This window comes from Tabrizicola soli, from assembly GCF_015999335.1.
Classification (GTDB): domain Bacteria; phylum Pseudomonadota; class Alphaproteobacteria; order Rhodobacterales; family Rhodobacteraceae; genus Tabrizicola; species Tabrizicola soli.
The window spans coordinates 1-25,311 of the sequence record NZ_JAEACP010000034.1 but is presented as its reverse complement, the minus strand read 5'-3'; the positions used below and the strand labels follow the sequence as shown (position 1 = coordinate 25,311).

The window sequence follows — 25,311 nt, the reverse complement described above, 5'->3', positions numbered from 1 at the left end:
GCCTGTTTCCGCTGAGGGCTCACTTCGTGATCGTCACCGCCCCCGTCTCGCTCCGCGCCCGGAAGTCCGGCCGGTACATGTCCTCGACCGAGGCCGCCGGGTGGTGGAACGTGCCGGGGCTGACTGCGCGGACCATATAGGCCAGGCGGAAACTCTGGTCCGAGGACCAGTCCACCGCCGTGACGAAGCGATCCTGCCGGAACTCGGAATGGGTGACGTCCTGCAGGGCGTCCAGCCAGCCCAGTTCCGAGGTCGAGCCCGCCGTGATCAGGTTCGGGTTGTCGATCTCGAACCCGGCCGGCAGCGGATCGCTGACGATCAGCCGCGCCTCGCCATAGGCAAAGGGCGTGACCTCCAGCACCGTCACCAGCCGGGTCCCCGCCGCCACCTTGTCCAGCGCCACCGGCTCGCCCGACAGGGTGTAGTAGCTGCGCGTGATCGCATAGCCGTTGCCGCCGGCGGGTTCCGGCTGGGACGGGACGCCATAGGTGGTGACGGTGACCGTCGTATCCGCGCCGCCGTTCTTCACCACCACCGGCGTCACCGCGCCCGCGTCCAGCACCCGCACCAGCGGGCCGTCGGCCGGCTGGCCGTCGATGGTGATCCCCTCGGCCCCCGGCCGGTCGATCAGCGCATTGGCGGCCATCAGCGCCCAGGTCGCCTCCTGCGTGGAAAGCTGGCCGCTTTGCACCGCGATCCGGTCCGTCAGCGCCTCGCGGTCCACCGCCTGCGACCCGGCCTCGACCGCCAGTGTCAGCAGCGCCGCCGCGTCGCGATAGCGGGTGCCATAGTCCACCCGCCAGACCTGGCCCTCCTCCGGCCCCAGCGCCTCCAGCTTCGCCGCCGCCTTGCGGAACATCGCATCCGCCCGCGCCTGGTCGCCGTAGGAGGCCAGCCCCGCCCCCAGCTGCGCCATCGCCAGCGGCGTCGCGAAGTCGTCGCCCTTCACATCGGCATAATAGCGCAGGTCGCCGATCGCCGCCGCGCCCTCGCGGGCCAGCACCATCAGCGCATAGGCCAGCGCCTCGCCGCCGCCATTGGTCTCGGCGCTGAAGTCGGGCGCATAGTTCACCTGGTTGCGCAGGTTCGCCAGCGCGTTGCGGAACGCCAGCTCCGGCACCCGGTAACCCTGAGCCTTCGCCCGGCTGAGGAAGTCGGTGACATAGGCGTCCAGCCAGAAGTCGCCCTCGCCCGGCCCCCAAAGCCCGAAGCCGCCGGTCGAGCTCTGGTTCGCCAGGATCTCCACCACCGCCTCGTCGATGCGCTTCTGCAGGTCCTCGGCGCCCTTCAGCTCCATCACCCGCGCCACCTCGTCGAAGTAGAGAAGCGGCATGGCCTGGCTGGTCATCTGCTCGGTGCAGCCATAGGGATAGCGGTCCAGCGCCGCCAGCAGGCCCGGCGCATTCAACCGCGCGATCGGCCCCACCGCCATCGTCGCCTTGCCCGAGCCCGCGACCAGTCCCGCGAACACATCGCCGTCGAAGGTGAAGCTCTGGCCGCCCGCCAGTTCCACCCGGCTGATCCGCGCGATCTCGGGATCGTTCACCTGCACCGGGACGGTCAGGGTCTTCTTCAGCACCTTCCCGTCCGGCGTGGTCAGGCTGACGTCGATGGTCTGGATACCCACCGCGCCCGCCGTCACCGGCACCTCGAATACCGCCTTGGCCTTGTCGCCGAGATCGAAGCCCGAGGGCACCTCGCCCAGCGTCAAGCCATTGGCGACGACGTCCAGGCTCATCCGCCCCGAGGGCCCCGTCGCATGGACCACCTCCAGCAGCAGGCGGCTCCGATCCCCCGGCGACAGGAAGCGCGGGACCGAAGCCGTCACCACCACCGGATCGCGCACCAGCACATCGGCGCTGGCCTGCCCCACCCCGGTCTTCGACCAGGCGACCGCCATCACCTTCACCGTCCCGTTGAAGCTGGGCAGGTCGAAGGACACCCGCGCATAGCCGTCCGCACCCACCTCGACCGGTCCGGTGAAGTAGGCCACCAGCTCCTCTGTCGGAGGTGGCGCCTGCAGCCGCGCCTGCGCGCCCGCGTCACCGCCGGAGCGGACCTCCCCGGTCGCCCCGTTCAGCCCGTCGATCAACCGGCCATAGATGTCGCGGATGCCCACGCCCAGCCGACGCTGGCCGAAGTAATGGCCCTGCGGATCGGGCGCCTCGAACCCGGTCAGGTTCAGGATGCCCACATCCACCGCCGCGATGGTGACATAGGCCGTCTCGCCCGCCGTCACCCCGTCCACCTTAACCGCCACCTCCAGCGGCCCGCGCGGCGCGGCTTCGGCCGGAACCTCGACGGTCGCCTTCAGCGCCCTTGCACCGGGATCAATCGACGCATGGGTCAGCCCCAAAGCCCGCGCCGGATTGCGGCCCGCCGCCACGTCCATCGGCCGCAGGACCGAGGCCGTCACATAGACCCCCGCACCCCAGTCGTCCGTCACCGGCAACTGGATCAGGCTCTCCCCCTCCTTCACCTCCACGGCCTGCATCGCCACCAGCCGGTTCGACAGCACCGTCACCAGCGCCGTCCCCGCCGCGCGCGGCACGATCCTCAGGGTCGCCGTCTCACCGGGCTTATAGGCCGGCTTGTCCAGCGACAGTTCCAGCGTGTCGGGCGTGGCCGAGGCATCCGCCGGCGCATACCAGCCCGCATAGAACTCCATCGAGGTCGCCGCCTTGCCGCCATCCCGACGCTCGACCAGGATCTCGTAGGTCCCCCAGGTCACATCCGCCGCGATCTCGACCGGGGCGGCCCCCAGATCGGACTCGCCCTCGGCCACGATGGACCGGCTGACCACCGGCTCCCAATTCCAGCTGCCGAAGCTCTGGTACCACTGATAGTCGTATTCCACGCGGGAGACCGTCCATTTCACCGGCAGGCCCGCCATCGCACCATCCTGCACGGCCATGATCTGGAACCGCGCTTCGCCGCCCTCGGGGGCCACTCCGTCGAACATCGGCTTCACCCCGATGATCGGATCCGCCGAGGTGACGGCCTTCACCACCTGCCGCTCCACCGGCCGGCCCGAGCCTTCGGCGACGCGCACGGTCACCCGCGCTTCCAGCGGGCGGTGCGGGTCCTCGATCATCGGCAGGTAGACCGGCAGCACGGCATTGCCCGCCTCGTCGGTCTCGGCCCCATTCAGCGACTCCATCTGCGCGCTGAAGGGCTGGTCGTGGCGGCCGAACACATAGCCGGGGAAGGCTTCCAGCCCCTCGGCCGCGCGCAGCAGCACCTCGCCCTCGATCGCCAGCCCGGCCCCCGGCGCGCCGAAGAGATAGCGCGCGGCGACGTTCAGATCGACCGAGGAATCCCGGCCGACATACAGCGGCTCTTCCGGCAGGGTCAGGTCAAAGTCGATCCGTTCCGGCAGGAAGTCCTCGACCAGGAAGGTCTTCGACGACAGGGCCGGGGCTTCCAGGTCGGCGAACATCTCCAGCCGCCAGACGCCCCTCGGGGCGGATCCGGCGATGGGCAGGTTGAACACATGCCCGCCCGCACCCTGATCCTCGACCAGTTGGCGCGAGTATTCCACGCCGTCCGGCCGCTTCAGCACCGCCGTCAACGGCAGCCCCTCCACCGCCGCCTGTTCCGCGTCGCGGGCCAGCGCGGTGACATAAACCGTCTCCCCGGCGCGATAGGCGCCCCGGTCGGTCGTAACGAACACGTCCACCGGAGGCGCCGCCTCGCGCCCCTCCACCCCCCGGTCCGAGAGGTCGAATTCCGGGTCGGTCAGCGACAGGAAGGCGATGTCCTTGTCGGCGTCCTTCACCACCACCATCGCCGGGGCAGAGCCGCCCGAGCCGCGCGTCAGCCCGGCATCGAACCGCGCATAGCCCTGATCGTCGGTCGTGGCGGTGCCCAGCACCGTATTGGCGCGGTTCAGAAGCTCGACCGTCATTCCCGGCTTGGCCTCCGCCGTCCCAAGGGAGCGGACAAAGACATGCAGCCCGTCGACCCCGGACATCGTCGTGACCCCGAGGTCCGAGATCACGAACCACTGCCATCCCGGCGGGATGGTATAGGGATCCACCCCCGGCACTTCCGCCTTCAGCGCGTAGATCCCCGCTGGCAGCCCCTCCAGCGCCTCGGCCAAGGGCAGGCGGGTGGTGACGTCCCTGTTCACCTCCTGCGCGACCGTCGCCTGGCCGGTCCATAGTGACTCGCCCACGGTGTCGGCGAAATACTCCTCGGAATAGACGTTGATCGGCGCGCCGAAGTAATAGTCCTGCACCGAGCGCAACAGGTTCCTGTCCGTCACGCGATAGAGCGTCAGGTCCAGCTTCTCGGTGTTCACCGTCTGGACCGGCAGCGCCGGATCGCCCGCCTTCGGCAGCACATAGCCCCGGCCCGGGAACTTCACCCCCGGCGCGCGGTCGCGGACGTATTGCGTGATCTCGACCGATTTCGCCATGGTCTGGCCGTCCGCCGCCGGAAGGCCCTCGCGGAAGGTGACCGAATAGCGCCTGCCGTGCTCCAGCCCCGCCACGCAAAGCTGTCGCCAGCCGCCGTTCTCCACCGTCAGGCCGGGGTCCTTCAGCTGGACGAAGGTGGAATAGTCGACGCCCGAGGCGACCAGATCCTCGGAAAACGTCGCGCAGATCCGGGGCCGGGCGAGGTCGGACTGCACCACCGTCTCGCTGATGCGGAAGCCGTATTTCCCGATCGCATCGTCCAGAAGCGCCGCCGTATCCACCCGCTCCTGCAGCGACTGCGCCAGCCGCAGCGCCTGCACCGTGTCGCTGCCCCGGCCGCTGCGCTCCAGCACCTCGGCCATCGTGACCAGGATCGTATGCCGCAGCGCCGGGTTTTCCGCCCTGAGATAGCCGTTGACCGAGGCCGAGAGCGCCTGCGCCAGCCAGTAGTACTGCTGGTTCTGGTCCGCCTTCGCCGCCTCCAGCTGCCGCCGCGCGAACTCGCCCCAGGTCGCGGCATCGTCCGTCAGGTTCAGCGCCGCGCCCGTTGAGGCCGCCGCCGCCGCCCAGTCGCCCCGACCCTCGCCGGCAGCGGCCTCGGCCAGATGCTCCTCGGCCGTCCAGGGACCCGTCGGATAAAGCCGCCCCAGCCCCTGCGCCTGTTCCAGCGCCGGGGTCACGTCCCAGTCCTGCAGGAAGGCCAGTTCCTTGCGCCGCTCTGCCGCCCCCGCCATCACCCGCGCATCCGCCTCGATCACCTGGGCCGACCAGGCCCCGGCAAAGAACGCCCCCTCGCCGGGGCCGCTTTTCACGAAGCACGAGCCATTGCGCGAATTGAACACATAGGCCGTGCAGCGCGCGTTGGTCAGGCAGGCGCGCTCGCAGGCCTCGATCGTGGTATCGAAGACGCTGGCGATATCCCCCCCCGGCAGGTCCTGGTCCTGCGCCACGACGACCCGCCGCTCGGGAATCAGCTCCTGCGCCCCGGCCATACCGGAAAAGCCGATGAGCGCCGCCACGGCGACCTGCAGAAACCAACGCATCACAATGCCCTCCCGGTGGATTGCCCGAAATCTCGCACCGGGCCGCCGCGCTGGCAAGGCGGCAGCCCCATCGGCGTTAAGTCTTGGTTCACTTTGCTGCGGCAGGGTAGTCGGGAATCCGGACGCGGGACCTCGCAAGGCTGGATGTTCGGGCAGGATGTCGGCTGAAGTGATGGAAGTATCGGAACGTCTGCTCAGGGAACGCCGCGCCCGCCTTGCGGCCGAACGGCTGCTGGAGCAGAAAAGCCGCGAACTCTTCGCCGCGAACGAGAAACTCGCGATCCACGCCCGCGCGCTGTCCGACCAGATCGTCGAACAGCGCCAGATGGTCCGCTCGGCCCTGACCGAGGCCGAGGCGCTGAAGACCCAGAACCACCGATTCGTCGAGGATCTGGACAAGGCCCATACCGCCGCCGTCATGGCCGAGCGCCGGCTCTGGGAATCGATCAACACCATCCGCGACGGTTTCGCCGTCTTCGACAGCGCCAAGCGGCTGGTCAGCGCCAACCTCGCCTGGCTCGCCAGCTTCGAGGGTTATGCCATCGCCCCCGGCGTCCCCTATGAGCAGATGGTCCGCGTCATCGCCACTTCCGGCCGGCTCGACCTTGGCGACGAGGCCCCCGACGCCTTCGTCGCCCGCATGCTCGCCCGGCTCGACGCCGACCCGGTCGAGCCTGTCACCCTGAAATTCCGCAACGGCACCTGGGTCAAGCTCCAGGACCGCCGCGCCCGCGACGGCGATCTCGTCTGCCTCGCGCTCGACATCACCGACCAGATGCGCATCTGGGCCGCCATCGACGCGCTGCCCGATGCCTTTGTCCTTTTCGACCGGGAGGAGCGACTTTTGGCCTGCAACCAGCGTTACCGTGAGCTGTTTCCCGACAGCGCCGCGGCCATGCAGCCCGGCACCACCTTCGAGGACCTGCTGCGCCACGGCCTCAGGAACGGCCATGTCCCCGAGGCCGTGGGACGCGAGGAGGACTGGCTCGCCGACCGGCTCCAGCGGTTCCGCGCGGCCGAGGGCACGGCCGAGAACGTGCTGGCCGGCGGCCGCGTGATCCTCGAATCCGATCATGTCACCCCCGACGGCGGCCGGGTCGGGCTGCGCTCCGACATCACCGCGCTCCGCGAGCAGCAGGCCCAGCTCGAAGCCGCCCGCAACGCCGCCGAGGCCGCGAACCGCGCCAAGACGGCCTTTCTCGCGAACATGAGCCACGAGATCCGCACCCCGATGAACGGCGTCGTCGGCATGGCGGAACTCCTCTGCGACACCGCCCTGACCGAGGAACAGCGCCTCTTCGCCGAGACGATCCGGTCGTCGGGCGAGGCGCTTCTCGTCATCATCAACGACATCCTTGACTATTCCAAGATCGAGGCCGAGCGCCTGACGCTGCGGCCCGAGCCCTTCGATCTGGAACGCACGATCCATGAGGTCACCATGCTCCTCCAGCCGCGCGCGCGGGAGAAGGGGATCGACCTGATGATCGACTTCGACATGTTCCTGCCCACCCGCTTCGTCGGCGACCCCGGCCGCTTGCGCCAGGTGCTGACCAACCTGATCGGCAACGCCGTCAAGTTCACCGAGACCGGCCATGTGCTGACCCGCGTCGTCGGAGTGGAAACCGAAGACGACAGCCAGACCCTGCATGTCACGGTGGAAGACACCGGCATCGGCGTCGCGCCCGAATACCTCGACCACATCTTCGGCGAGTTCAACCAGGTCGAGGATGAGCAGAACCGCAAGTTCGAGGGTACCGGCCTCGGCCTTGCCATCACCCGCCGCCTGATCGAACGCATGGGCGGCGCGGTCTGGGTCGACAGCGAGCCGGGGCAGGGCTCCTCCTTCGGCTTCCGCGTCACCCTGCCGGTGGCCGAGGATGCCGGGCCGGTGCAGGTGCCGGTCGCCGTCCGCCGGGTGTTGGCGGTGGACGACCAGTTCATCAACCGCACCATCCTGGAACGCCAGCTGACCCCCTGCGGGATCGAGGTGACGCTCTGCCGCTCGGGCGCCGAGGTGCTGGAGCGTCTGGCCACCGACCCCGATTACGACGTGATCCTGACCGACCATGCCATGCCCGAGATGGACGGCGATGTGCTTCTCCAGCACATCCGTGCGGCAGGTCACGGCCTGCCGGTGATCCTTCTGTCCTCCAACCCTTCGCATCTGGCCGCAGGGGCCGCGCAGGAATTCGCCGCGATCCTGCAAAAGCCGGTCCTGCGCTCGGACCTCTATCGCCACCTGCAGGCGCTGACCGCCCCGACCGCGCCTGCCCTGCCGAGGCTGCGGCTGAAGCCGGTCGAGCTGCGCCAGCTGCGCGTGCTCGCGGCCGAGGACAATCGCACCAACCAGCTCGTGTTCCAGAAGATGGTCCGGGCGATGGATCTGGACCTGGTCTTCGCCGACAATGGCCGCATCGCGGTCGAGATGTTCGAAAGCTACCGGCCGGACATCGTGTTCATGGACATTTCCATGCCCGAGATGGACGGCAAGGAAGCCGCCCGTGCGATCCGCGCGCTGGAAGGGCAGGGCGCGCATGTCCCGATCATCGCGCTCACCGCCCATGCGATGGAGGGTGACGCCGAGGCGATCCTCGCCGCCGGGATCGACCAGTATCTCACCAAGCCCCTGCGCAAATCCGCGATCGAGAGCGCCCTGACCGAACATTGTCCCCCCGGCGTGCGCACCCCCGTCCCCCCCGCCGAGGACGCCGCATGACACCCTCCGTAGGGTGCGCTACAGCGCACCTTCCGACGCCCGCAGGTCCGGGCCGGCCCCGCCCCGGTCCCGAACCCACGGACAACCCCGGCCCCGGGGCCTCCGAAATCCTTTCCAGATCCCTAACGCCCAAAGCCAAGCCTTTGATTTAAAACGGAACCGAAATCCCGCCCGCGTGGCCAGCCCGCGTCACCCTTCCCGAAGGACCCGCAGGAACGCTGCGCCGAACCGCTCCACCTTGGCCTCCCCGATGCCCCCGATCCCTGCCAGCTCCGCCAGCGTCGAGGGCCGCCGCTCCGCGATCGCCCGCAGGGTCGCGGGAGAGCAGGTCAGGTATTTCCCCGTCCCGTCCTCCCCCCGGACGAGCGCCAGCTGCACCTCCGCCAGCCGGTCGAACACCGCCCCCTCCGGCCGCCCGGCCAACCGCATCCGCGCCGGGTGCAGCCCCTCCGCCGCCCCGGTGATCACCTCCAGGAAAGCGGCCCCGTAGCTTTCCAGCTTCCGCGCCCCGACCCCGGTGATCCCGGCCATCTGGTCCAGCGTGGCGGGCTTCTTCTCCGCCATCTCGATCAGCGTCTTGTCCGGGAAGACCACATAGGCCGGCACGTTCTGCGCCTCGGCCAGCGCCCGCCGCTTGGCCTTCAGCTGGGCGAGGAGGCCCAGGTCCTCCTCCGCCACCTGGGCCCGGACCACCGCCTCCCGCTCGCCCGCCGCGGCCACGGTGTCGCGCCGCAGGGTCACCGTCGCCTCGCCCCGCAGGACCGGCCGGGCCGCCTCGGTCATCCGCAGCGCGCCGTGGCGGTCGGGATCGGGGCGGAGCAGGTCGCGGCCCATCATCTGGCGGAACACAGCCCCCCAGGCGGGTTTCGAAAGGTCCCTGCCCACGGCAAAGGTCGGCAACTGGTCATGCCCCCGCTCGCGGACCTTGGCCGTGGCCGAGCCGGTGAGAATGTCGATCAGATGCCCCGCCCCGAACCATTCCCCCGTCCGCAGCACCGCCGAGAGGGCCTTGCGCACCGCCTCGGTCGCGTCGAACAGCTGCGCCGGGCGGTCGCAGAGGTCGCAGTTGCCGCAGGGCTCGGCCGCCTCGCCGAAGTAGCCGAGCAGCACCTGCCGTCGGCATCCCAGCGCCTCGGCCAGGCCCAGAAGCGCGTTCAGCCGGGCGTGGTCGGCGGCCTTGCGATCCGCCGGCGCCGCGCCTTCGTCGATCTGGGACCGGCGCAGGCGGATGTCGTCGGGGCCGTAGAGGGTCATCGTCTCGGCCGGCGAGCCGTCGCGGCCGGCACGGCCGATCTCCTGGTAATAGGCCTCGATCGACTTCGGCAGGTCGGCGTGGGCGACCCAGCGGATGTCGGGCTTGTCGATGCCCATGCCGAAGGCGATGGTCGCCACCACGATCAGCCCGTCCTCGCGCTGGAAGCGGGCCTCGACCTGGCGGCGCTCGTCCGCCTCCATCCCGCCGTGATAGGCCACCGCTCCGTGCCCGGCCTCGCGCAGGGCCTGGGCGAGGGTCTCGGTCTTGGCCCGGGTGGCGCAGTAGACGATCCCCGACTGGCCCCGGCGCGCGGCGGCGAAGCGGAGGATCTGGGCGCGGGGGCTGTCCTTGACCGCGAAGGCCAGGTGGATGTTCGGCCGGTCGAAGCCGCGCAGGAAGGTGGCCGGGGCCTCGCCGTCGAACAGGCGGTTGACGATCTCGGCCCGGGTCTCCTCGTCCGCGGTGGCGGTGAAGGCGGCCAGCGGCACCCGCAGGGCGCGCCGCAACTCCCCGATCCGCAGGTAGTCGGGACGGAAGTCGTGGCCCCACTGGCTGACGCAATGCGCCTCGTCGACCGCGATCAGGCTGCATCTCGCCCGGCGCAGCAGCCCCAGCGCCGCACCCGAGGCGAGGCGTTCGGGCGCCATGTAAAGAAGCTTCAACCGGCCGTCGTCGATGGACTGGAAGACCTCTTCGGTCTCTTCCTCGGTATTGCCCGAGGTCAGCGCCCCCGCTTCGACCCCCGCCGCCCGCAGCGCGCGGACCTGGTCCCGCATCAGCGCGATCAGGGGAGAGATGACGACCGTCACCCCCTCGCGGCACAGGGCAGGAAGCTGGAAGCACAGCGACTTGCCGCCGCCGGTGGGCATGATCGCCAGCGTGTTCTGGCCGGACAGCACGGCCTGGACGATCTCGGCCTGACCGGGGCGGAACTCGGGGAAGCCGAAGACGGAATGAAGAAGCCGGGCAGCCTGGTCCAAGGCGGATCAGAAGAAGGCGGCGGCGTTGTTGATCAGCACGATCCGCAGCGCATAGACGCCGATCAGGACCACGAGGGGCGCAAGATCCAGCCCGCCCATGTTCGGCAGAAAGCGGCGGACGAAGGAGTAGAGCGGTTCGAGCACGCGGTTCAGCCCGTCCCAGACCTGGGCGACCAGCGGCTGGCGCAGGTTCAGGACCTGGAAATTGATCAGCCAGGACATGATGATATGCGCGATGATGATGAACTGCGCGATGTCGAGGATCAGCATCAGGATCTGGAAAAGCGAGGTCATCGGGCGCTCCGTTTGCGGTCCTGCCACAGGTAGCGGCGGCAGGGCGGAAGGGCAATGCCTCACGCAGCGTCTTGCTTGACGCGGGGGGGATGCCGGGTCAGGCAGGGGGCCGGAGGTCGCCGATGTATCCTTTCCTGCGCATGGCCAAGGTGCTGTCCCTGGCGCGCCGCCAGCCCGAGCTGGGCCTGTTCGACACCCATGTGAGCCAGCTGATCTGCTGGCCCTGGGACCTCGACCCCTGGGTCGAGCTGAACAACGGCCGGACGCTGACGCTGTACGATCTGGGCCGCCTGCCGCTGGCGCGACGCACGGGGGTCGAGCGGGTGCTGCGCGAAAAGGGCTGGGGGCTGACGGTCGCGGGGTCCAGCACGCGCTATCGCAAGCGGGTGACGATGTTCATGCGCCTGACCATGCGCACCCGCTGCCTAGGCTGGGATCATCGCTTCCTCTACATGGAGCAGTCGATGTGGAGGGGCGAGGACTGCGCCTCGCAGGTGCTGATCCGGTCCGCCATCATCTCGAAGGCGGGCATGGTTCCCCCGCGTGAGCTGGCGCGGGCGATGGGGGTGGCGGAGGAGGGGCCGGAGCTGCCAGGCTGGGTCAAGGCCTGGATCGAGGCCGAGGCGCAGCGCCCCTGGCCGCCCGCGCGCTGAGCGCGGCTTGCGCGGGGCGCGGTTTCCGGCTTCACTTCGCGGCAAAACAAGGGGGCGGGCATGGTCGGCGACAGGAAGCGCATCTGGGGCTGGTATTTCTTCGACTGGGCCAGCCAGCCTTACAGCACGCTGCTGCTGACCTTCATCTTCGGCCCCTATTTCGCCGAGATCGCCCGGGGCTATTACATGGGTGCCGGGCTGGATGAAGAGGCCGCCAAGGCCGCCGCGCAGGCCTATTGGGGCTGGGGACTGGGCGCGGCCTCGCTTGCGGTGGCGGTGCTGGCCCCGGTGCTGGGGGCCATCGCCGACAGCACGGGGCGGCGGATGGTCTGGGTCCGGACCTTCTCGCTCTTCTATGTCATCGGCTCGGCCGGCCTGTGGTGGGTGGCGCCGGGCGGGGGCGAGGGGATGCTCCTGCTCGCGGTCGGCCTGTTCGGGCTGGGCTTCATCGGGATGGAGTTCGCCACGATCTTCACCAATGCGCTGATGCCCTCGCTGACCCAGGCGGATGATCTGGGCGCGATCTCGGGCACCGGCTTCGCCTTCGGCTACCTCGGCGGGCTTCTGGCGCTGGTCGTCATGCTGATGTTCTTCGCCGAAAGCGCCGACAGCGGCCTGACCCTGCTGGGGATGGAGCCGCTGCTGGGCCTTGACCCCGAGGCGCGCGAGGGGACGCGCTTTGTCGGCCCCTTCACCGCGATCTGGTTCGTGGTCTTCATGGTGCCCTTCTTCCTCTGGGTGCGCGAGCCCCGGATGGCGGCGCGGCCGCTGCACCTCGGCCGGGCCTTCGCCAGCCTGCGCGATTTGCTGCGGTCGCTGCGCTTCCGGCACAGCCTGGCGGCCTATCTCGGCTCGTCCCTGCTGTACCGCGACGCGCTGAACGGGCTTTACGGGTTCGGCGGGGTCTATGCCTCGGGCGTGCTGGGCTGGTCGATCATCCAGATCGGCATCTTCGGGCTGGTGGGCGCGGTGACGGCCATGGTCGCGTCCTTCATCGGCGGGCGGGCGGACCGCGCCTATGGGCCGAAGCCGGTGATCGCGGTCTCGATCCTGGTGCTGGTCCTGGTCTGCCTGGTGATCGTCGGCATGACCCGCGAGAGCCTGTGGGGGCTGGCGCTGGACCCCGCCTCCAGCCTGCCGGACCAGATCTTCTTCGCCTGCGGGGCGCTGATCGGGGCGGCGGGCGGCTCGCTGCAGGCGGCCAGCCGGACGATGATGGCGCGCCACACCACGCCGGACCGCGCGACCGAGGCTTTCGGCCTGTTCGCGCTCTCGGGCAAGGTCACCAGCTTCCTCGCGCCGATGCTGATCGCGCTCGTCACCACCGCAAGCGGATCCCAGCGGATCGGCATTGCGCCGCTGATTGTCTTGTTCCTGATCGGACTTTTCCTGCTATCCTTCGTCAGACCCAAGGGAGAGATGGCCGCCTGATGCTGTTCCGCGCACTGATCCTGTCGCTTGTCCTTGCCGCCCCGGCCCAGGCCGAGAAGCTGGCGAACCGCCTGTTCGGCGCGATGGAGGCGCCTTCGGCCCAGGATTCGATGCCGATCGGCAGCTATGCCAGGGGCTGCGCGGCCGGGCTGGTGGAACTGCCCGAGTCCGGACCAACCTGGCAGGCGATGCGGCTGTCGCGGCACCGGAACTTCGGCCATCCGATGATGATCCAGTTCCTGGTGGACCTCTCGGCGACCGCCCGCGAGATCGGCTATGGCGAGGGCCTTTACATCGGCGACATCAGCCAGCCGCGCGGCGGGCCGATGACCTCGGGCCATGCCAGCCACCAGATCGGGCTGGACGCCGACATCTGGATGCTGCCGCCGCAAAGCCTGTCGCTGAGCGAGGCCGCGCGCGAGGAGATCAGCTCGATCCCGGTCCGCTCGGCCGACCAGAGGAGCGTGACCGCGAACTGGACCCGCACCCACCGCGAGCTGATGAAGCAGGCGGCGCTCGACCCGCGGGTGGACCGGATCTTCGTGGCGGCCGCGGTCAAGATCGAGATGTGCCGCACGGCAAGGCGGGCGGACAAGAAATGGCTGCAGAAGATCCGCCCGGTGGCGGGGCATGACACGCATTTCCACGTTCGCCTGAAATGCCCCAAGGGCGCGCGCCTGTGCGAGACGCAGACCCCTACGGTGGCGGATCTGTCGAAGAACGGCGACGGCTGCGACGATACGTTGATGTGGTGGGTGACCGATTACCTGGACCCGCCGAAGTCCACCGGCAAGAAGCCGAAGGACGAGGACGCGCCGAGAAAGAAGGGCCCGCGCGAATTCACCATGGCCGACCTGCCCGGCCAGTGCCGCGACGTTCTGGCCGCCAACTAGGTTGACAGGCCGCAGGCAGGGGTATAGGCGGCTTGCGCCCCGATGAAGGGCCAAGTCTCCGCGACCTTGTCAAAACGGACAGCACCATGCGCATCCTTCTGCCCGGCATCCTTGCCATGGCGGCGATCGTCGTCGCCTCGAACATCCTGGTCCAGTATCCGCTGGGCGCCTTCCTGACCTGGGGGGCGTTCACCTATCCCTTCGCCTTCCTGGTGAACGAGATCACCAACCGCTTCGACGGCCCCGCCGCGGCCCGCAAGGTGGTGCTGGCCGGCTTCCTGACCGGGATCGTCTGTTCCTTTATCGGCACGCAGATCATGGGCGAGTTCGGCCCGCTGGTCACGCTGCGCGTCGCGCTGGGGTCCGGCCTTGCGTTCCTTGCCGCACAGCTTCTGGACATCGCGGTCTTCAACCGCTTCCGGCAGGGCCTGTGGTGGAAGGCGCCGCTGATTTCGCCGGTGATTTCCTCGACGCTGGACACCGCGATCTTCTTCACCATCGCCTTCTCGGCCATGCTGGCCTTCCTGGAGCCGGGCGTCGATGTCTCCTGGGCGGCCGAGCCCGCGCCGCTTTTGGGGATCGGGCCAGAGGCTCCGTTCTGGGTGTCGCTGGCGGTGGGCGACTGGCTGGTGAAACTCCTGCTTGCCGTGGTGGCCTTGCTGCCGTTCCGGCTGGCGCTGGCTCGGCTGGCCGCAAGGGTAGCGTGATTTGTCTTGACGAACACAAAATCTGTGTCACCCTTTCCATATCGGCAACCATTTGAAAGGAGGTGATCCAGTGTCGAGAGTGATATTGGAGAGAGGTGTCGGGACAGTCGGGAGGGGTATTTTCTAAGGGCAGCCCCTGGAAAATAGACCACCGATTGGATTTGGATGCCTAACTGGCCCATCTCCTTGGATCTCGGAAAGGGTTGCCCGCAACGGCAACCCTTTCTCTATTCCGGCCGTGGCCCAAAATCTTTCGACGAAAGATTTTGGGCTCGCCCGCAGCGCAAGGCCGGGCCATAACCTGGCCATGCTGCACGTCACCGAAACCCTTGCCATCGCCGAATGGGAGCTGTCCGAGAGCTTCATGCGCGCCTCGGGTCCGGGCGGGCAGAACGTCAACAAGGTTTCCACCGCGGTCGAACTGCGCTTCGAGGCGGACCGTTCGCCGCATCTGGCCCCCGGCGTGAAGGCGCGGCTGAGGAAGCTGGCCGGGCGGCGCTGGACGACCGAGGGCGCGATCGTGCTGCAGGTGGACGAGACCCGCAGCCAGGCCCGCAACCGCGAGATCGCGCGCGAGCGGCTGGTCGAGATGATCCGCGCCGCGCTGGTCGCGCCGAAGCGGCGGATCGCGACCAAGCCGACGCTGGGCAGCCAGCGCCGCAGGATCGCGGCCAAGACCCAGCGCGGCGAGGTCAAGGCGTTGCGCGGCAAGGTGGGAGACGAGGAATGACCCTGGCGGAAGAGGCGGCCGGCCACTGGGGCGGGCGGGTGATCCGCCTGATCCGCGACCGCGAGAACCATGTCTTCGAGATGGCTGTGCCCGAGGGCCGCGCCGCCCTGCGCCTGCACCGGGCGGGCTATCAGTCGCCCGCGGCAATCCGCTCCGAGCTCTGGTGGTGCGCGGAACTGGCGCGTGCGGGGCTGCCGGTTCCGGCCGCCCTGCCCGCCGGCGGCGGGGCGCTTCTGGTGCCGCTGTCGGACGGCCGCCATGCCTCGGCCATCGCCTGGATGGGGGGCGAGGCGCTGGGCGAGGCCGCGAAGCCCTTCACCCGTCCGTTGCCGCAGGTGCTGGATCTCTACCATGCCCTCGGCGCGCTGCTGGTCCGGGTGCATCGCGTCACGGACGGGCTGGTCCTGCCGGAGGGCTTCACTCGTCCGCGCTGGGATCTGGAAGGGCTGGTGGGCGAAGACCCGCACTGGGGCCGGTTCTGGGAGCATCCGGTGGCGACCCCTGACCAGCGCGTCCTGCTGATCCGCGCCCGCGATGCCCTGCGCGAGCGGCTGTCGGGCGATATCGGCCTGATCCACGCCGATGTCCTGCGCGAGAACGTGCTGGTGAACGATCGTTCGGTATCGCTGATCGACTTCGACGATTCGGGCTATGGCTTCCGCCTGCACGACCTGGGCACCGCGCTGGTGCAGACGGTGCAGCACCCCGAACATCCGCAGCTGCGCGACGCGCTGATGGCGGGCTATGGGACGACCGACAGCGCGATGGTCGAAGCCTTTGTCCTGGCGCGCACGCTGGCCTCGGTCGGCTGGACCATGCCGCGGCTCGCCCCCGAGGATCCGATCCACCGCAGCCACCTGGCAAGGGCGGAATTCTGCGCCGGGCGCATACTCAAGCACGGCTGACGGAAACGGAAGACATTGCCAACGGGTTTCCGAACGGATAGTCGGACGCCCGACAAACCCACCGGGGGCTGTCCTGCCACCCGATTCCCGAGAGATACCATGTTCAAGCTGATCAAGGCGATCCTGCCGCGCTCGGACAACTTCTTTGACCTGTTCGAAGCCCAGGCCCGCAAGGCCCAGGAAGCCGCACAGACGCTGCGGGCGATCCTGGACGGGGGCGAGGGGACGGCCGACCGCTGCTCGCTTCTGTCGCGGCAGGAGGAGGAGGCGGACCAGATCAGCTATGACGTGATGCAGTCGCTGCGGCAGAGCTTCATCACCCCCTTCGACCGTTCCGACATCAAGGCGCTGTCCAGCGCGCTGGACGACGCCATCGACCAGATGAACAAGACGAGCAAGGTGGTCGTGCTTTATGACGTGGTCGCCTTCGCGCCGAACATGCGGGCGATGGGCGACCGGATCATCCTTCTGGCCAACCTTGTCGCCGACGGCCTGCCGCTGATGCGCGACATCGGGGCCAATTCCGCGCGGTTGCACCAGATGGTGGGCGAGATCAGCCGGATCGAGGAACAGTCGGACCAGCTGTACGACACCGGGTTGAAGGACCTGTTCAAGGCCACCCCCAGGGAAGACGCCCTGAGCTTTGTCGTCGGGGCCCAGCTTTACGACCAGCTGGAGAAGGTCTGCGATCGGTTCGAGGACGTCGCCCATGTGATCGGCGACATCGTGATCGAACACGTATAGGCCAGTCATGGACGCCGGAACCGTCACCTTCCTGCTGGTCTTCCTGATCGGGATCGCCTTCCTGTTCGACCTTCTGAACGGGATGCACGACGCGGCGAACTCGATCGCCACCATCGTCTCGACCCGGGTGCTGTCGCCTTTCGTCGCAGTGCTCTGGGCGGCGTTCTTCAACTTCTCGGCCTATTTCATCGGCCATCATTTCGGCTTCGAGGCCAAGGTTGCCTCGACCATCGGCAAGGGGCTGATCGACCCGGACATGGTGACCAACTCGGTCATCTTCGGCGCGTTGATGGGGGCCATCGTCTGGAACGTGATCACCTGGCGGCTGGGGATCCCCTCCTCCTCGTCGCACGCTCTGGTGGGCGGCATCATCGGGGCGGGCGTCGCCAAGGCGGGCTTTCCGGCCATCGTCTGGGGCGGCCTGTCCAAGACCCTGGTGGCCATCGTCCTGTCGCCGGTGACGGGGTTCATCCTGGGCGTGCTCTTGATCGTGGCCGTCTCCTGGGCGTTCGTCCGCGCCAATCCGGCGCGCACCGACGGCCTTTTCCGCAAGCTGCAGCTGGTCAGCTCGGCGCTCTACTCCATCGGCCACGGCTCGAACGACGCGCAGAAGACCGCGGGGATCATCGCGGTCCTGCTCTATGCCAACGGCTATTACGAGGAATTCACCGTCCCCGCCTGGGTGGTCCTGTCCTGCTTCACCATCATGGGCATCGGCACCATGCTGGGCGGCTGGCGGATCGTGCACACGATGGGCTCGAAGATCACCCGCCTGACCCCGATGCAGGGCGCGGCGGCCGAGACGGCGGGGGCGATGACCCTGTTCGGCGCGACCTATCTGGGGATCCCGGTCTCGACCACGCACACGATCACGTCGTCGATCGTCGGCGTCGGCTCCGCCCGCCGGGTCCATGCCGTGCGCTGGGGGATCGCCGGGCGGATCGTCTGGGCCTGGGTCATCACCATCCCGGCCGCCGCGATCATGGGCGCGGTGTTCTACCTGATCGGCGCGCAGTTCATGTAAGGCCGGCCGCAGGGGATCAGACCAGGACCTCCTGCACCTTCTGCTCGCCTACGCCGAAGATGCGGCGGTACCGCTCGATCTCGTCCTTGGGTCCGGTCGCCTTGGCCGGATTGTCCGAGAGCTTGACCGTCGGCCGCCCGTTCGCCGACACGGCCTTGCAGACCAGGCTGAACGGGGCCAGCGCGTCCTCCGCCACGAGGCCGCGGAAGTCGTTGGTCAGCATGGTGCCCCAGCCGAACGAGACCTTCACCCTGCCGTGGAAGCGGGCGTAGAGCTCCTCGATCTTCTCGACGTCCAGCCCGTCCGAGAAGATCACCAGCTTCTTCCTCGGGTCCTCGCCGCGGTCCTGCCACCAGCGGATCGCGATTTCCGCGCCCTCGGCCGGATCGCCGCTGTCGATGCGGATGCCGGTCCAGCCTGCGAGCCAGTCGGGCGCGTTCTTCAGGAAGCCCTCGGTGCCATAGGTGTCGGGCAGGATGATCCGCAGGTTGCCCTCGTGCTCCTCATGCCAGTCGGCAAGCACGCGGTAGGGGGCCTGGCGCAACTCCTCGTCGGTATCGGCCAGCGCGCTGTAGACCATCGGCAATTCATGCGCATTGGTGCCGATGGCCTCGATGTCGCGGCGCATGGCGATGCGGCAGTTGGAGGTGCCGGTGAACTTGGCCCCCAGCCCCTCCTGCATCGCCTGGACGCACCAGTCCTGCCACAGGAACCCGTGCCGCCGCCTTGTGCCGAAATCGGCGATCTTCAGCCCTTCGATCCGGCGCAGGCGTTCGATCTTCTCCCAGAGCCGGGTCATGGCGCGGGCATACAGCACCTGCAACTCGAACTTGCCCATGTCGTTCAGCACGGCGCGCGAGCGCAACTCCATCAGCACGGACAGGGCCGGGATTTCCCACAGCATGACTTCGGGCCAGCGCCCCTCGAAGGTCAGCTCGAACTGGCCGTCGCGCTTTTCCAGGTGATAGGCGGGCAGGCGCAGGCCTTCGAACCACTCCATGAAATCCGGGCGGAACATCTGCCGCTTGCCATAGAAGGTATTGCCGCGCAGCCAGGTGCTTTCGCCGCGCGTCAGCGTGACCGAGCGCACATGGTCCAGCTGCTCGCGCAGCTCGCCCTCGTCGACCAGGTCGGCGAGGCGCACCTTGGTCGAGCGGTTGATCAGGCTGAACACCACGTTGGTGTCCGGCTTGTTGCGGAAGATCGACTGGCACATCAGCAGCTTGTAGAAGTCGGTGTCGATCAGCGACCGCACGATCGGGTCGATCTTCCACTTGTGGTTCCAGACGCGCGTGGCGATGTCGACCATGCCGTATTCCTTCATCTCGTTCCGCTGGCGCGGGTGGTTTCCCTTGTCGGTCCTGGCATCGGCCAAGGCAAGCCGCGCCGCCCGCTTCAGGGCGGCAAAGTGCAGTCATAGGGCCTCCCGTCCGGCATGACGCAAAGCCGCACGGCGAAATCCGCGGGCAGCCTGTCCTGTCCGTCAGGGACCTTTTCCCGGTCAAGCGCGTCCAGATAGTTCGAGCAGATGGCGAATCGGTAGATATCCTGCCGCTCGGCATCCTCGTACCATTGCGCGAAGGTGGCCGAGGTCGCAGCGGTCTCACCGGCCCCGGCCGCGATTTCACGGGCGAAGCGGCTGACCAGGTCCCTGTGCGTTGGCCACGCGGAAAGCTTGTCCCACGGGCCGGATTCGCCTCCTTGCCGCAGCTTCCAGGCCACATAGACTCCGATTGCTGCGGCGTCCGCCTCAAAGGCCAATCGGGCGCGGATGTACTCCTCAAGCCGGTAGGCGACGGTCGGGCAGGTCGCGTTGCGATGTTGTTCGACGTGCCGCACCTCGTGGATCAGGATTGTCAGCTGGAAATCCTGATCCAGCGCCGAGTTGACCACGATGCGGTTGGCCGCCGGTTCGAAATACGCCTGCTCCTCGACCAGCGTGTCGCTCAGGCAAAGGTCGGGGGCCTGATCGGCCAGAGCCTTCGCCAGTAGGGGATGCGGCGCTACCGTTTTCGTCAGGCGCTTTGCGAGGGCGGAGAGCTCGGCGGGCGCATCCGCATAGGGGTAGGCCGCGCAGGTTTCCCCGGCAAGCGCCGCCGGCCCCGCTGCAATGCAGGCCAGGACCAGCGCGGTGCCGCCCGGGTGGTTCATTGGACCAGGACGCCCGCCGCCCGCATGTCCTCGCGCGCCGAGGCGAGGGATCCGTTCAGGTCGATGCCCCGGCAGGCCTCCTCCAGCACGGTGGCCGCGAAACCCAACCGTCTGGCGTCGATGGCCGAATAGGCCACGCAGTAGTCGGTGGCGAGGCCGACCAGCGTGATCGCGGTGATGCCCCGGTTCTTCAGGTACCCTTCCAGTCCCGTCGCCGTGGTCCGGTCGTTCTCGAAGAAGGCCGAATAGCTGTCGATTCCGGGACGAAAGCCCTTGCGGATCACCAGTTGCGCCGGGTCGGTGCGCAGATCGGGATGGAAGGCCGCGCCCTCGGTTCCTTGCACGCAATGCGTGGGCCAGAGGACCTGCGGGCCATAGGGCATCTCGGTCAGGCTGAACGGCGCGGCCCCCGGATGGTTCGCGGCGAAGGAGGCATGGTTCGGCGGATGCCAGTCCTGCGTGAGGACGACGGCGGCGAAGTCATCCATCAACGCATTGATCCGGCTGATGATTTCGTTTCCGCCCGCTACTGCCAGCGCGCCGCCGGGGCAGAAGTCGTTCTGCACGTCGATCACGATCAACGCTTCCGTTGCGGGTCTCATGGCGGCCTCCCCCAAGTCTGTTCCATTGGGTAAGGCGGGGGCTGGGATGCGTCAAGCGAAGCGCTTGAAATTTCCGGGGCTTCGGCGCAGAGGAGGGCCATGCTGACCGTCACCGCCCTGTATCAATTCACCCGCTTCCCCGATCCCGCCGCCCTGCGACCAGGCCTGCTGGAGGTCTGTCAGGCGCATGCGGTGAAGGGCTCGCTCCTCTTGGCGCCAGAGGGGATCAACGGCACCATCGCCGGCACGCGCGGGGGGATCGACGCGGTGTTGGCGGCGATCCGGGCACTGCCGGGCTGCGCAGGGCTGGAGTGGAAGGAAAGCCAGGCCGGGACGATGCCCTTCGGCCGGATGAAGGTGAAGCTCAAGCGCGAGATCGTGACCATGGGCCAGCCCGACGTGGACCCGCTGGCCCGCGTCGGCAACTATGTGGCCCCGGCGGCGTGGAATGCGCTGATCCGCGATCCCGATACGGTGGTGATCGACACCCGCAACGATTACGAGGTGGCGATCGGCACCTTCCGCGGCGCGGTGGATCCCGGGACGCGGGCCTTCGGCGAATTTCCGGACTGGTGGCAGGAAAACCGCGACCGCTTCGCCGGCAAGCGCATCGCCATGTTCTGCACCGGCGGCATCCGCTGCGAGAAGTCGACGAACTATCTCCTCGGGCAGGGGATCAACCAAGTCTACCACCTGAAGGGCGGCATCCTGAAATACCTGGAAGAGGTGCCCGAGGCCGAGAGCCTGTGGCAGGGACAGTGCTTCGTCTTCGACGACCGCGTCTCGGTCGGTCACGGGCTTGTGCCGGGCGGGCTTTCGGTCTGCGGGGCGTGCCGCAGGCCGGTGACGGCGGCGGAGCGGGCGCATCCGGCCTATGAGGAGGGCGTCACTTGCCCGGCCTGCGAGACCGAATATTCGCAAGCCGACCGGGAGCGGTTCCGGGAGCGCCAGCGCCAGATGCAACTCGCCGCTGGGCGTGGTGAGCGGCACCTGGGGGCCTGATCCCCGGGTAAGGTGGGTGATTCACCCACCCTACGCTTGCTACGCCTGCGCGCCGACCATCTCGCGCACCAGCGGGATCACCTTCTCGCCGTAAAGCCGGATGCAGTCCATCAACGCGCCATGCGGCACCGGGCCGGTCGCGTATTTCATGTCGAAGCGCTGGATTCCCAGCAGCTTCACCGTCCGCGCGATCTTCCTTGCCACCGTCTCGGGACTGCCGACATAAAGCGCGCCATCCTGGATTTCGGCCAGATAGCGGTCCTTGGTCACCGGCGGCCAGCCCCGTTCGCGCCCGAGACGGCCATACATCTCGGCGTAGTGCGGCCAGAGCACCTCCTGCGCCGCCTCGTCGGTCTCGGCCACGAAGCCGGGCGAATGCACCCCCACCGGCCGCTGCGGGCGGCCCAGCTGGGCGCAGGCGCGCTGGTAGAGGTCGATGTAGGGCGCGAACCGCGCCGCATCGCCGCCGATGATCGCCAGCATCAGCTGCAGGTCCTGCCGCACCACCCGCACCACGCTTTCCGGGCTGCCGCCGACGCCGACCCAGACGGTCATCGGCCGCGCCGGCTGCGGATAGATCGCCTGGTCCTGCAGCGGGCTGCGGGTCCGGCCGGACCAGGTGACGCGCGGCTCGCGGGTCAGGCGGGCAAAGAGGTCGAGGCGTTCCTCGAACAATTGTTCATAGTCGTTCAGGTCATGGCCGAAGAGCGGATAGCTTTCGGTGAACGAGCCCCGGCCCAGGATCGGCTCGGCCCGGCCGTTCGACAGCGCGTCCAGCGTGGCGAACCGCTGGAACACCCGCACCGGATCGTCGGTCGACAGCACCGTGACCGCCGTCCCCAGCTTGATCCGCCGTGTCCGCCCGGCGATGGCGGCCAGCACGATCTCGGGCGCCGAGATCGCGAAATCCGCGCGGTGATGTTCGCCGAGGCCGATGAAGTCGATGCCGATCTCATCCGCCAGCACCGCCTGGTCCAGCACCTCGCGCAAGGTCTGGTCCATGGAATGCGGCTTGCCGTCCACACCGAGGGAGACATCGCCGAACGTGTCGAGGCCAAGGGAAATCTGGGTCATGTCGGCTCCTTTGCGCCAGATCTAGGCGATCGAGGGCCGCACGAAAACACGGATTCCGAGAGAGGACCCGTTCAATGCCGCACGACCCGCCTCGCCGGACGCAGAGCGGGGCGGATCGCCGTGAGCAGCCCGGCCAGCCGGGCAAGGCGCCTGTGCCAGAGCTGCCGCCGCGCCTGATGAAGGGCAGCAAGATGCGCAAAGCGGTGCTGTCCATGCGGATCGCGGGGGCGGCCATCGGCATGGTGGCGGTTGGTGGCGAGAAGGTCGAGATTGACGCCGTGCATGGCTTTCGTCCCAAGGCAGGATTACCGCTTTGGAATGCCAGAAAACCTGCGATACTGCGACTCAGGAAAATCCACCGGACGAAAGATCATCTTACATGTCACGTTGGCGCGATCTCCCCCCGCTTGCCATGTTGCGCGCCTTTGACGCGACCGCCCGGCAGGGCAGCTTCGCCGCGGCCGGGCGGGTGCTGAACGTCACCCATGCCGCCGTGACCCAGCAGGTCCGTGCGCTGGAGGGCGAGCTTGGCCTGAGCCTCGTCCGGCGCGCGGGCCGGACCGTGGCCCTGACGGAGGCCGGGGCAGAGCTCGCCCGCGCCCTGGACGAGGGCTTCGGCACGGTCGCCGCCGGGATCGCGGCGCTGCGGGCGGCCGAGGCCCGGCGCGTGGTCCGGGTCACGACCACGACCTTTATCGCCGAGACCCATGTCATGCCGCGCCTGCCGGACTTCTGGGCCCGGCATCCGGGGATCGAGGTCGCCCTGTCCCCAAGCCCGTCGCGGGTCGAACTGGCGCGGGATGGCTTCGACATGGCGATCCGGGCGCTGTCCGACGGCTGGGTCGAGGCACCCGGAGAGGAGATCCGGCCACTCTGCCGTTCGCGCGTGCTGGCGATCTGCGCGCCCTCGCTCGCGGCATCGGGACTGCATCCGCAGGACATGCCCTGGGTGATCGGGATCGACCGGCATTGGGAACTGGCGCAGGTCGCCGGAACCGGCCTTGATCCCGCGCGCTTGCGGCGGGTCGAGCTTGGCAGCCCGCATCTGGAGCTGTCGGCCTGCCGCCAGGGCCTGGGCGCGGGCACCGCAACCGAGATCATCTGCCGTGCCGATCTGGAGGCCGGGCGCCTGGTCGAGCTGCCGCTGACCGGCCTGCCCTCGGTCACCTATGCCCTGGTCCTGCCACGCGGCCCGCGCCGGGCGGCGGTAGAGGCCTTTGCCCACTGGCTCGCCACGATCTTCTGATCAGGCCCCTTCTTACGCCTTGTCGCGCACGATCAGGTGGTTGCCCTCGCCCTTGGTCACGTCGAAACGGCCGGTCCGTTTCAGCAGCTCGGAAAGCTTGGCGCTGCCATAGCTGCGGCTGTCGAAATCGGGATAGAGCTGGGTCAGGACCTGGCCCAGTTGGCCAAGCGAATAGCTGTCCTCCTCGATCCCGATCTTCTTCATCGCGGCCAGGACGAGCGGAATCGCCTTCGACGGCGGATCCTTCTCGGCTTTGGCCGGTTTGGCCGGTGCGGGCGAATCGGGTGCCGGCTCGGGCGAGGCGGCGATGTTTTCCAGGAAGATGAAGCGGTTGCAGACGTTGCGCAGCGATTCGGGGGTCTTCTTCTCGCCCACGCCGATGACCTGCAGCCCGTCCTCGCGGATGCGGCTGGCAAGCCGGGTGAAATCGCTGTCCGAGGAGACCAGCACGAAACCGTCGACCTTGCCCAGATGCAGGATGTCCATGGCATCGATCACCAGGCCGATGTCGCTGGCGTTCTTGCCCTTGGTGTTGGCCGACTGCTGGTGCATCACCAGCCCCAGGCTGCGGGCCTTTTCCTTCCATTGCGACAGGGCCTGGCTGGACCAGTCGCCATAGACGCGGCGGACCGAGGGCTCGCCCAGGCCGGCGATCTCGTCCAGCACGGCCTCGATGTGCCGGGCGGGGATGTTGTCGGCGTCGATCAGCACGGCAAGGCGCGGGGCGCGGGGATCTGCGGGCATCGGGACCTCCTCGGTTTGCTTGTCGCTGGATCGGAATGGGCCATCAGCCGGCCCGCTGTGACCCCTCGTCGTTCACTTCGTGTCCTCCTCGGAACGTGCCGCGAGGAGTGCACGAAGTGCTCGACGAGCGATCAGCCAGGTCCTGTCTCAGAACACCACCACCGCCCGGATCGACTTGCCCTCGTGCATGAGGTCGAAGCCCTTGTTGATGTCCTCGAGCTTGAGGATGTGGGTGATCATGCTGTCGATCTCGATCTTGCCGTCCATGTACCAGTCGACGATCTTCGGCACGTCGGTCCGGCCCCTGGCACCGCCGAAGGCCGTGCCCTTCCAGACCCGGCCCGTGACCAGCTGGAACGGCCGCGTCTCGATCGTGGCCCCGGCGGGCGCGACGCCGATCACGATCGACTGACCCCAGCCGCGGTGGGTGCATTCCAGCGCCTGCCGCATCACCTTGACGTTGCCGGTGCAGTCGAAGCTGTAGTCCACGCCGCCGATCTTGTCGAAAGGCGTCCTGGTCATGCCGACGATATGGGCCACCACGTCGCCCTCGATCTTCGTCGGGTTGACGAAATGGGTCATGCCGAACTTGCGGCCCCAGTCCTCCTTGTCGTCGTTGATGTCGACGCCGATGATCTTGTCCGCGCCCGCCAGCTTCAGCCCCTGGATCACGTTCAGCCCGATGCCGCCCAGGCC

21 protein-coding genes are annotated in these 25,311 nt (G+C 68.3%); 11 read left to right on the top strand and 10 right to left on the bottom strand.

Annotated elements, in window-relative coordinates:
• Positions 1-19 precede the first annotated feature (19 nt).
• On the bottom strand, positions 20-5,464 hold the full coding sequence (locus tag I7S92_RS21850) for an alpha-2-macroglobulin family protein (protein WP_197647625.1): 5,445 nt from the start codon (positions 5,462-5,464) through the stop codon (positions 20-22).
• A 172-nt stretch (positions 5,465-5,636) separates the two neighbouring features.
• Between I7S92_RS21850 and I7S92_RS21845 the strand changes: the two genes are divergently transcribed.
• A complete protein-coding gene (locus I7S92_RS21845) occupies positions 5,637-8,180 on the top strand; it encodes a hybrid sensor histidine kinase/response regulator (protein WP_197647624.1) in 2,544 nt (847 codons plus the stop codon).
• 189 nt (positions 8,181-8,369) lie between these two features.
• Here I7S92_RS21845 and recQ read toward each other — a convergent pair whose 3' ends face one another.
• Positions 8,370-10,415: a DNA helicase RecQ gene (gene recQ / locus I7S92_RS21840; RefSeq protein ID WP_197647623.1), complete on the bottom strand. Its 2,046-nt coding sequence runs from the start codon at positions 10,413-10,415 to the stop codon at positions 8,370-8,372.
• A 6-nt stretch (positions 10,416-10,421) separates the two neighbouring features.
• The gene (locus I7S92_RS21835; RefSeq protein WP_197647622.1) at positions 10,422-10,709 is read right to left on the bottom strand and encodes a YggT family protein; all 288 of its coding nucleotides are present in this window, start codon (positions 10,707-10,709) and stop codon (positions 10,422-10,424) included.
• A gap of 122 nt (positions 10,710-10,831) precedes the next feature.
• On the opposite strand from I7S92_RS21835, the gene I7S92_RS21830 reads away from it, so the two are divergent.
• The 8 genes from I7S92_RS21830 (at position 10,832) to I7S92_RS21795 (ending at position 17,796) form a co-directional block, all read left to right on the top strand.
• Positions 10,832-11,362, top strand: coding sequence for an acyl-CoA thioesterase (locus I7S92_RS21830; protein WP_197647621.1), 531 nt, complete (start codon positions 10,832-10,834; stop codon positions 11,360-11,362).
• A gap of 60 nt (positions 11,363-11,422) precedes the next feature.
• A complete protein-coding gene (locus I7S92_RS21825; RefSeq protein WP_197647620.1) occupies positions 11,423-12,793 on the top strand; it encodes an MFS transporter in 1,371 nt (456 codons plus the stop codon).
• Positions 12,793-13,686, top strand: coding sequence for a penicillin-insensitive murein endopeptidase (gene mepA, locus I7S92_RS21820; RefSeq protein WP_386001925.1), 894 nt, complete (start codon positions 12,793-12,795; stop codon positions 13,684-13,686). Before I7S92_RS21825 ends, mepA begins: the two co-directional genes overlap by 1 nt.
• An 86-nt stretch (positions 13,687-13,772) precedes the next feature.
• Positions 13,773-14,393, top strand: coding sequence for a queuosine precursor transporter (locus I7S92_RS21815; protein ID WP_197647619.1), 621 nt, complete (start codon positions 13,773-13,775; stop codon positions 14,391-14,393).
• A 307-nt stretch (positions 14,394-14,700) separates the two neighbouring features.
• Entirely contained in the window at positions 14,701-15,123 is a 423-nt protein-coding gene (arfB, locus tag I7S92_RS21810) for an alternative ribosome rescue aminoacyl-tRNA hydrolase ArfB (protein WP_197647618.1), read from the top strand.
• Positions 15,120-16,028 (top strand): phosphotransferase enzyme family protein, encoded by a 909-nt coding sequence (locus I7S92_RS21805; protein ID WP_197647617.1) that lies wholly within the window; start codon positions 15,120-15,122, stop codon positions 16,026-16,028. Before arfB ends, I7S92_RS21805 begins: the two co-directional genes overlap by 4 nt.
• A 99-nt stretch (positions 16,029-16,127) precedes the next feature.
• The gene (locus I7S92_RS21800; protein ID WP_197647616.1) at positions 16,128-16,772 is read left to right on the top strand and encodes a DUF47 domain-containing protein; all 645 of its coding nucleotides are present in this window, start codon (positions 16,128-16,130) and stop codon (positions 16,770-16,772) included.
• Positions 16,773-16,779: 7 nt separating this feature from the next.
• Positions 16,780-17,796, top strand: a complete 1,017-nt coding sequence (locus I7S92_RS21795) for an inorganic phosphate transporter (protein ID WP_197647615.1) — start codon at positions 16,780-16,782, stop codon at positions 17,794-17,796.
• A 16-nt stretch (positions 17,797-17,812) separates the two neighbouring features.
• On the opposite strand, the gene pncB is transcribed toward I7S92_RS21795, so the two are convergent.
• From pncB to pncA, 3 genes are all read right to left on the bottom strand, one after another.
• On the bottom strand, positions 17,813-19,105 hold the full coding sequence (gene pncB, locus I7S92_RS21790; RefSeq protein WP_197647629.1) for a nicotinate phosphoribosyltransferase: 1,293 nt from the start codon (positions 19,103-19,105) through the stop codon (positions 17,813-17,815).
• A gap of 86 nt (positions 19,106-19,191) precedes the next feature.
• The gene (locus I7S92_RS21785; RefSeq protein ID WP_197647614.1) at positions 19,192-19,947 is read right to left on the bottom strand and encodes a DUF6782 family putative metallopeptidase; all 756 of its coding nucleotides are present in this window, start codon (positions 19,945-19,947) and stop codon (positions 19,192-19,194) included.
• Positions 19,944-20,549, bottom strand: a complete 606-nt coding sequence (gene pncA, locus I7S92_RS21780; RefSeq protein WP_197647613.1) for a bifunctional nicotinamidase/pyrazinamidase — start codon at positions 20,547-20,549, stop codon at positions 19,944-19,946. Before pncA ends, I7S92_RS21785 begins: the two co-directional genes overlap by 4 nt.
• 99 nt (positions 20,550-20,648) lie before the next feature.
• On the opposite strand from pncA, the gene trhO reads away from it, so the two are divergent.
• The gene (gene trhO / locus I7S92_RS21775) at positions 20,649-21,551 is read left to right on the top strand and encodes an oxygen-dependent tRNA uridine(34) hydroxylase TrhO (protein ID WP_197647612.1); all 903 of its coding nucleotides are present in this window, start codon (positions 20,649-20,651) and stop codon (positions 21,549-21,551) included.
• A gap of 39 nt (positions 21,552-21,590) precedes the next feature.
• On the opposite strand, the gene I7S92_RS21770 is transcribed toward trhO, so the two are convergent.
• Together I7S92_RS21770 and I7S92_RS21765 are read right to left on the bottom strand one after the other, a co-directional pair.
• Positions 21,591-22,625 (bottom strand): LLM class flavin-dependent oxidoreductase, encoded by a 1,035-nt coding sequence (locus tag I7S92_RS21770; protein ID WP_197647611.1) that lies wholly within the window; start codon positions 22,623-22,625, stop codon positions 21,591-21,593.
• Between the two features lie 71 nt (positions 22,626-22,696).
• Positions 22,697-22,909 (bottom strand): hypothetical protein, encoded by a 213-nt coding sequence (locus I7S92_RS21765; protein ID WP_197647610.1) that lies wholly within the window; start codon positions 22,907-22,909, stop codon positions 22,697-22,699.
• Positions 22,910-23,037: 128 nt separating this feature from the next.
• Between I7S92_RS21765 and I7S92_RS21760 the strand changes: the two genes are divergently transcribed.
• Positions 23,038-23,871 (top strand): LysR family transcriptional regulator, encoded by an 834-nt coding sequence (locus I7S92_RS21760; RefSeq protein WP_197647609.1) that lies wholly within the window; start codon positions 23,038-23,040, stop codon positions 23,869-23,871.
• A 12-nt stretch (positions 23,872-23,883) separates the two neighbouring features.
• Here I7S92_RS21760 and I7S92_RS21755 read toward each other — a convergent pair whose 3' ends face one another.
• Together I7S92_RS21755 and I7S92_RS21750 are read right to left on the bottom strand one after the other, a co-directional pair.
• On the bottom strand, positions 23,884-24,615 hold the full coding sequence (locus I7S92_RS21755) for an NYN domain-containing protein (RefSeq protein WP_197647608.1): 732 nt from the start codon (positions 24,613-24,615) through the stop codon (positions 23,884-23,886).
• Between the two features lie 147 nt (positions 24,616-24,762).
• The coding region (locus I7S92_RS21750; RefSeq protein WP_197647607.1) for a zinc-binding dehydrogenase at positions 24,763-25,311 on the bottom strand (549 nt) is incomplete at its 5' end.

Coding starts and splice junctions, on each gene's coding strand:
- I7S92_RS21830 (WP_197647621.1), top strand. CDS start 10,832: ATGTATCCTTTCCTGCGCATGGCCAAGGTGCTGTCCCTGGCGCGCCGC.
- I7S92_RS21825 (WP_197647620.1), top strand. CDS start 11,423: ATGGTCGGCGACAGGAAGCGCATCTGGGGCTGGTATTTCTTCGACTGG.
- pncB (WP_197647629.1), bottom strand. CDS start 19,105: ATGGTCGACATCGCCACGCGCGTCTGGAACCACAAGTGGAAGATCGAC.
- I7S92_RS21845 (WP_197647624.1), top strand. CDS start 5,637: ATGGAAGTATCGGAACGTCTGCTCAGGGAACGCCGCGCCCGCCTTGCG.
- I7S92_RS21850 (WP_197647625.1), bottom strand. CDS start 5,464: ATGCGTTGGTTTCTGCAGGTCGCCGTGGCGGCGCTCATCGGCTTTTCC.
- arfB (WP_197647618.1), top strand. CDS start 14,701: ATGCTGCACGTCACCGAAACCCTTGCCATCGCCGAATGGGAGCTGTCC.
- I7S92_RS21755 (WP_197647608.1), bottom strand. CDS start 24,615: ATGCCCGCAGATCCCCGCGCCCCGCGCCTTGCCGTGCTGATCGACGCC.
- pncA (WP_197647613.1), bottom strand. CDS start 20,549: ATGAGACCCGCAACGGAAGCGTTGATCGTGATCGACGTGCAGAACGAC.
- I7S92_RS21835 (WP_197647622.1), bottom strand. CDS start 10,709: ATGACCTCGCTTTTCCAGATCCTGATGCTGATCCTCGACATCGCGCAG.
- I7S92_RS21765 (WP_197647610.1), bottom strand. CDS start 22,909: ATGCACGGCGTCAATCTCGACCTTCTCGCCACCAACCGCCACCATGCC.
- I7S92_RS21795 (WP_197647615.1), top strand. CDS start 16,780: ATGGACGCCGGAACCGTCACCTTCCTGCTGGTCTTCCTGATCGGGATC.
- I7S92_RS21805 (WP_197647617.1), top strand. CDS start 15,120: ATGACCCTGGCGGAAGAGGCGGCCGGCCACTGGGGCGGGCGGGTGATC.
- trhO (WP_197647612.1), top strand. CDS start 20,649: ATGCTGACCGTCACCGCCCTGTATCAATTCACCCGCTTCCCCGATCCC.
- I7S92_RS21770 (WP_197647611.1), bottom strand. CDS start 22,625: ATGACCCAGATTTCCCTTGGCCTCGACACGTTCGGCGATGTCTCCCTC.
- I7S92_RS21800 (WP_197647616.1), top strand. CDS start 16,128: ATGTTCAAGCTGATCAAGGCGATCCTGCCGCGCTCGGACAACTTCTTT.
- mepA (WP_386001925.1), top strand. CDS start 12,793: ATGCTGTTCCGCGCACTGATCCTGTCGCTTGTCCTTGCCGCCCCGGCC.
- I7S92_RS21760 (WP_197647609.1), top strand. CDS start 23,038: ATGTTGCGCGCCTTTGACGCGACCGCCCGGCAGGGCAGCTTCGCCGCG.
- I7S92_RS21785 (WP_197647614.1), bottom strand. CDS start 19,947: ATGAACCACCCGGGCGGCACCGCGCTGGTCCTGGCCTGCATTGCAGCG.
- I7S92_RS21815 (WP_197647619.1), top strand. CDS start 13,773: ATGCGCATCCTTCTGCCCGGCATCCTTGCCATGGCGGCGATCGTCGTC.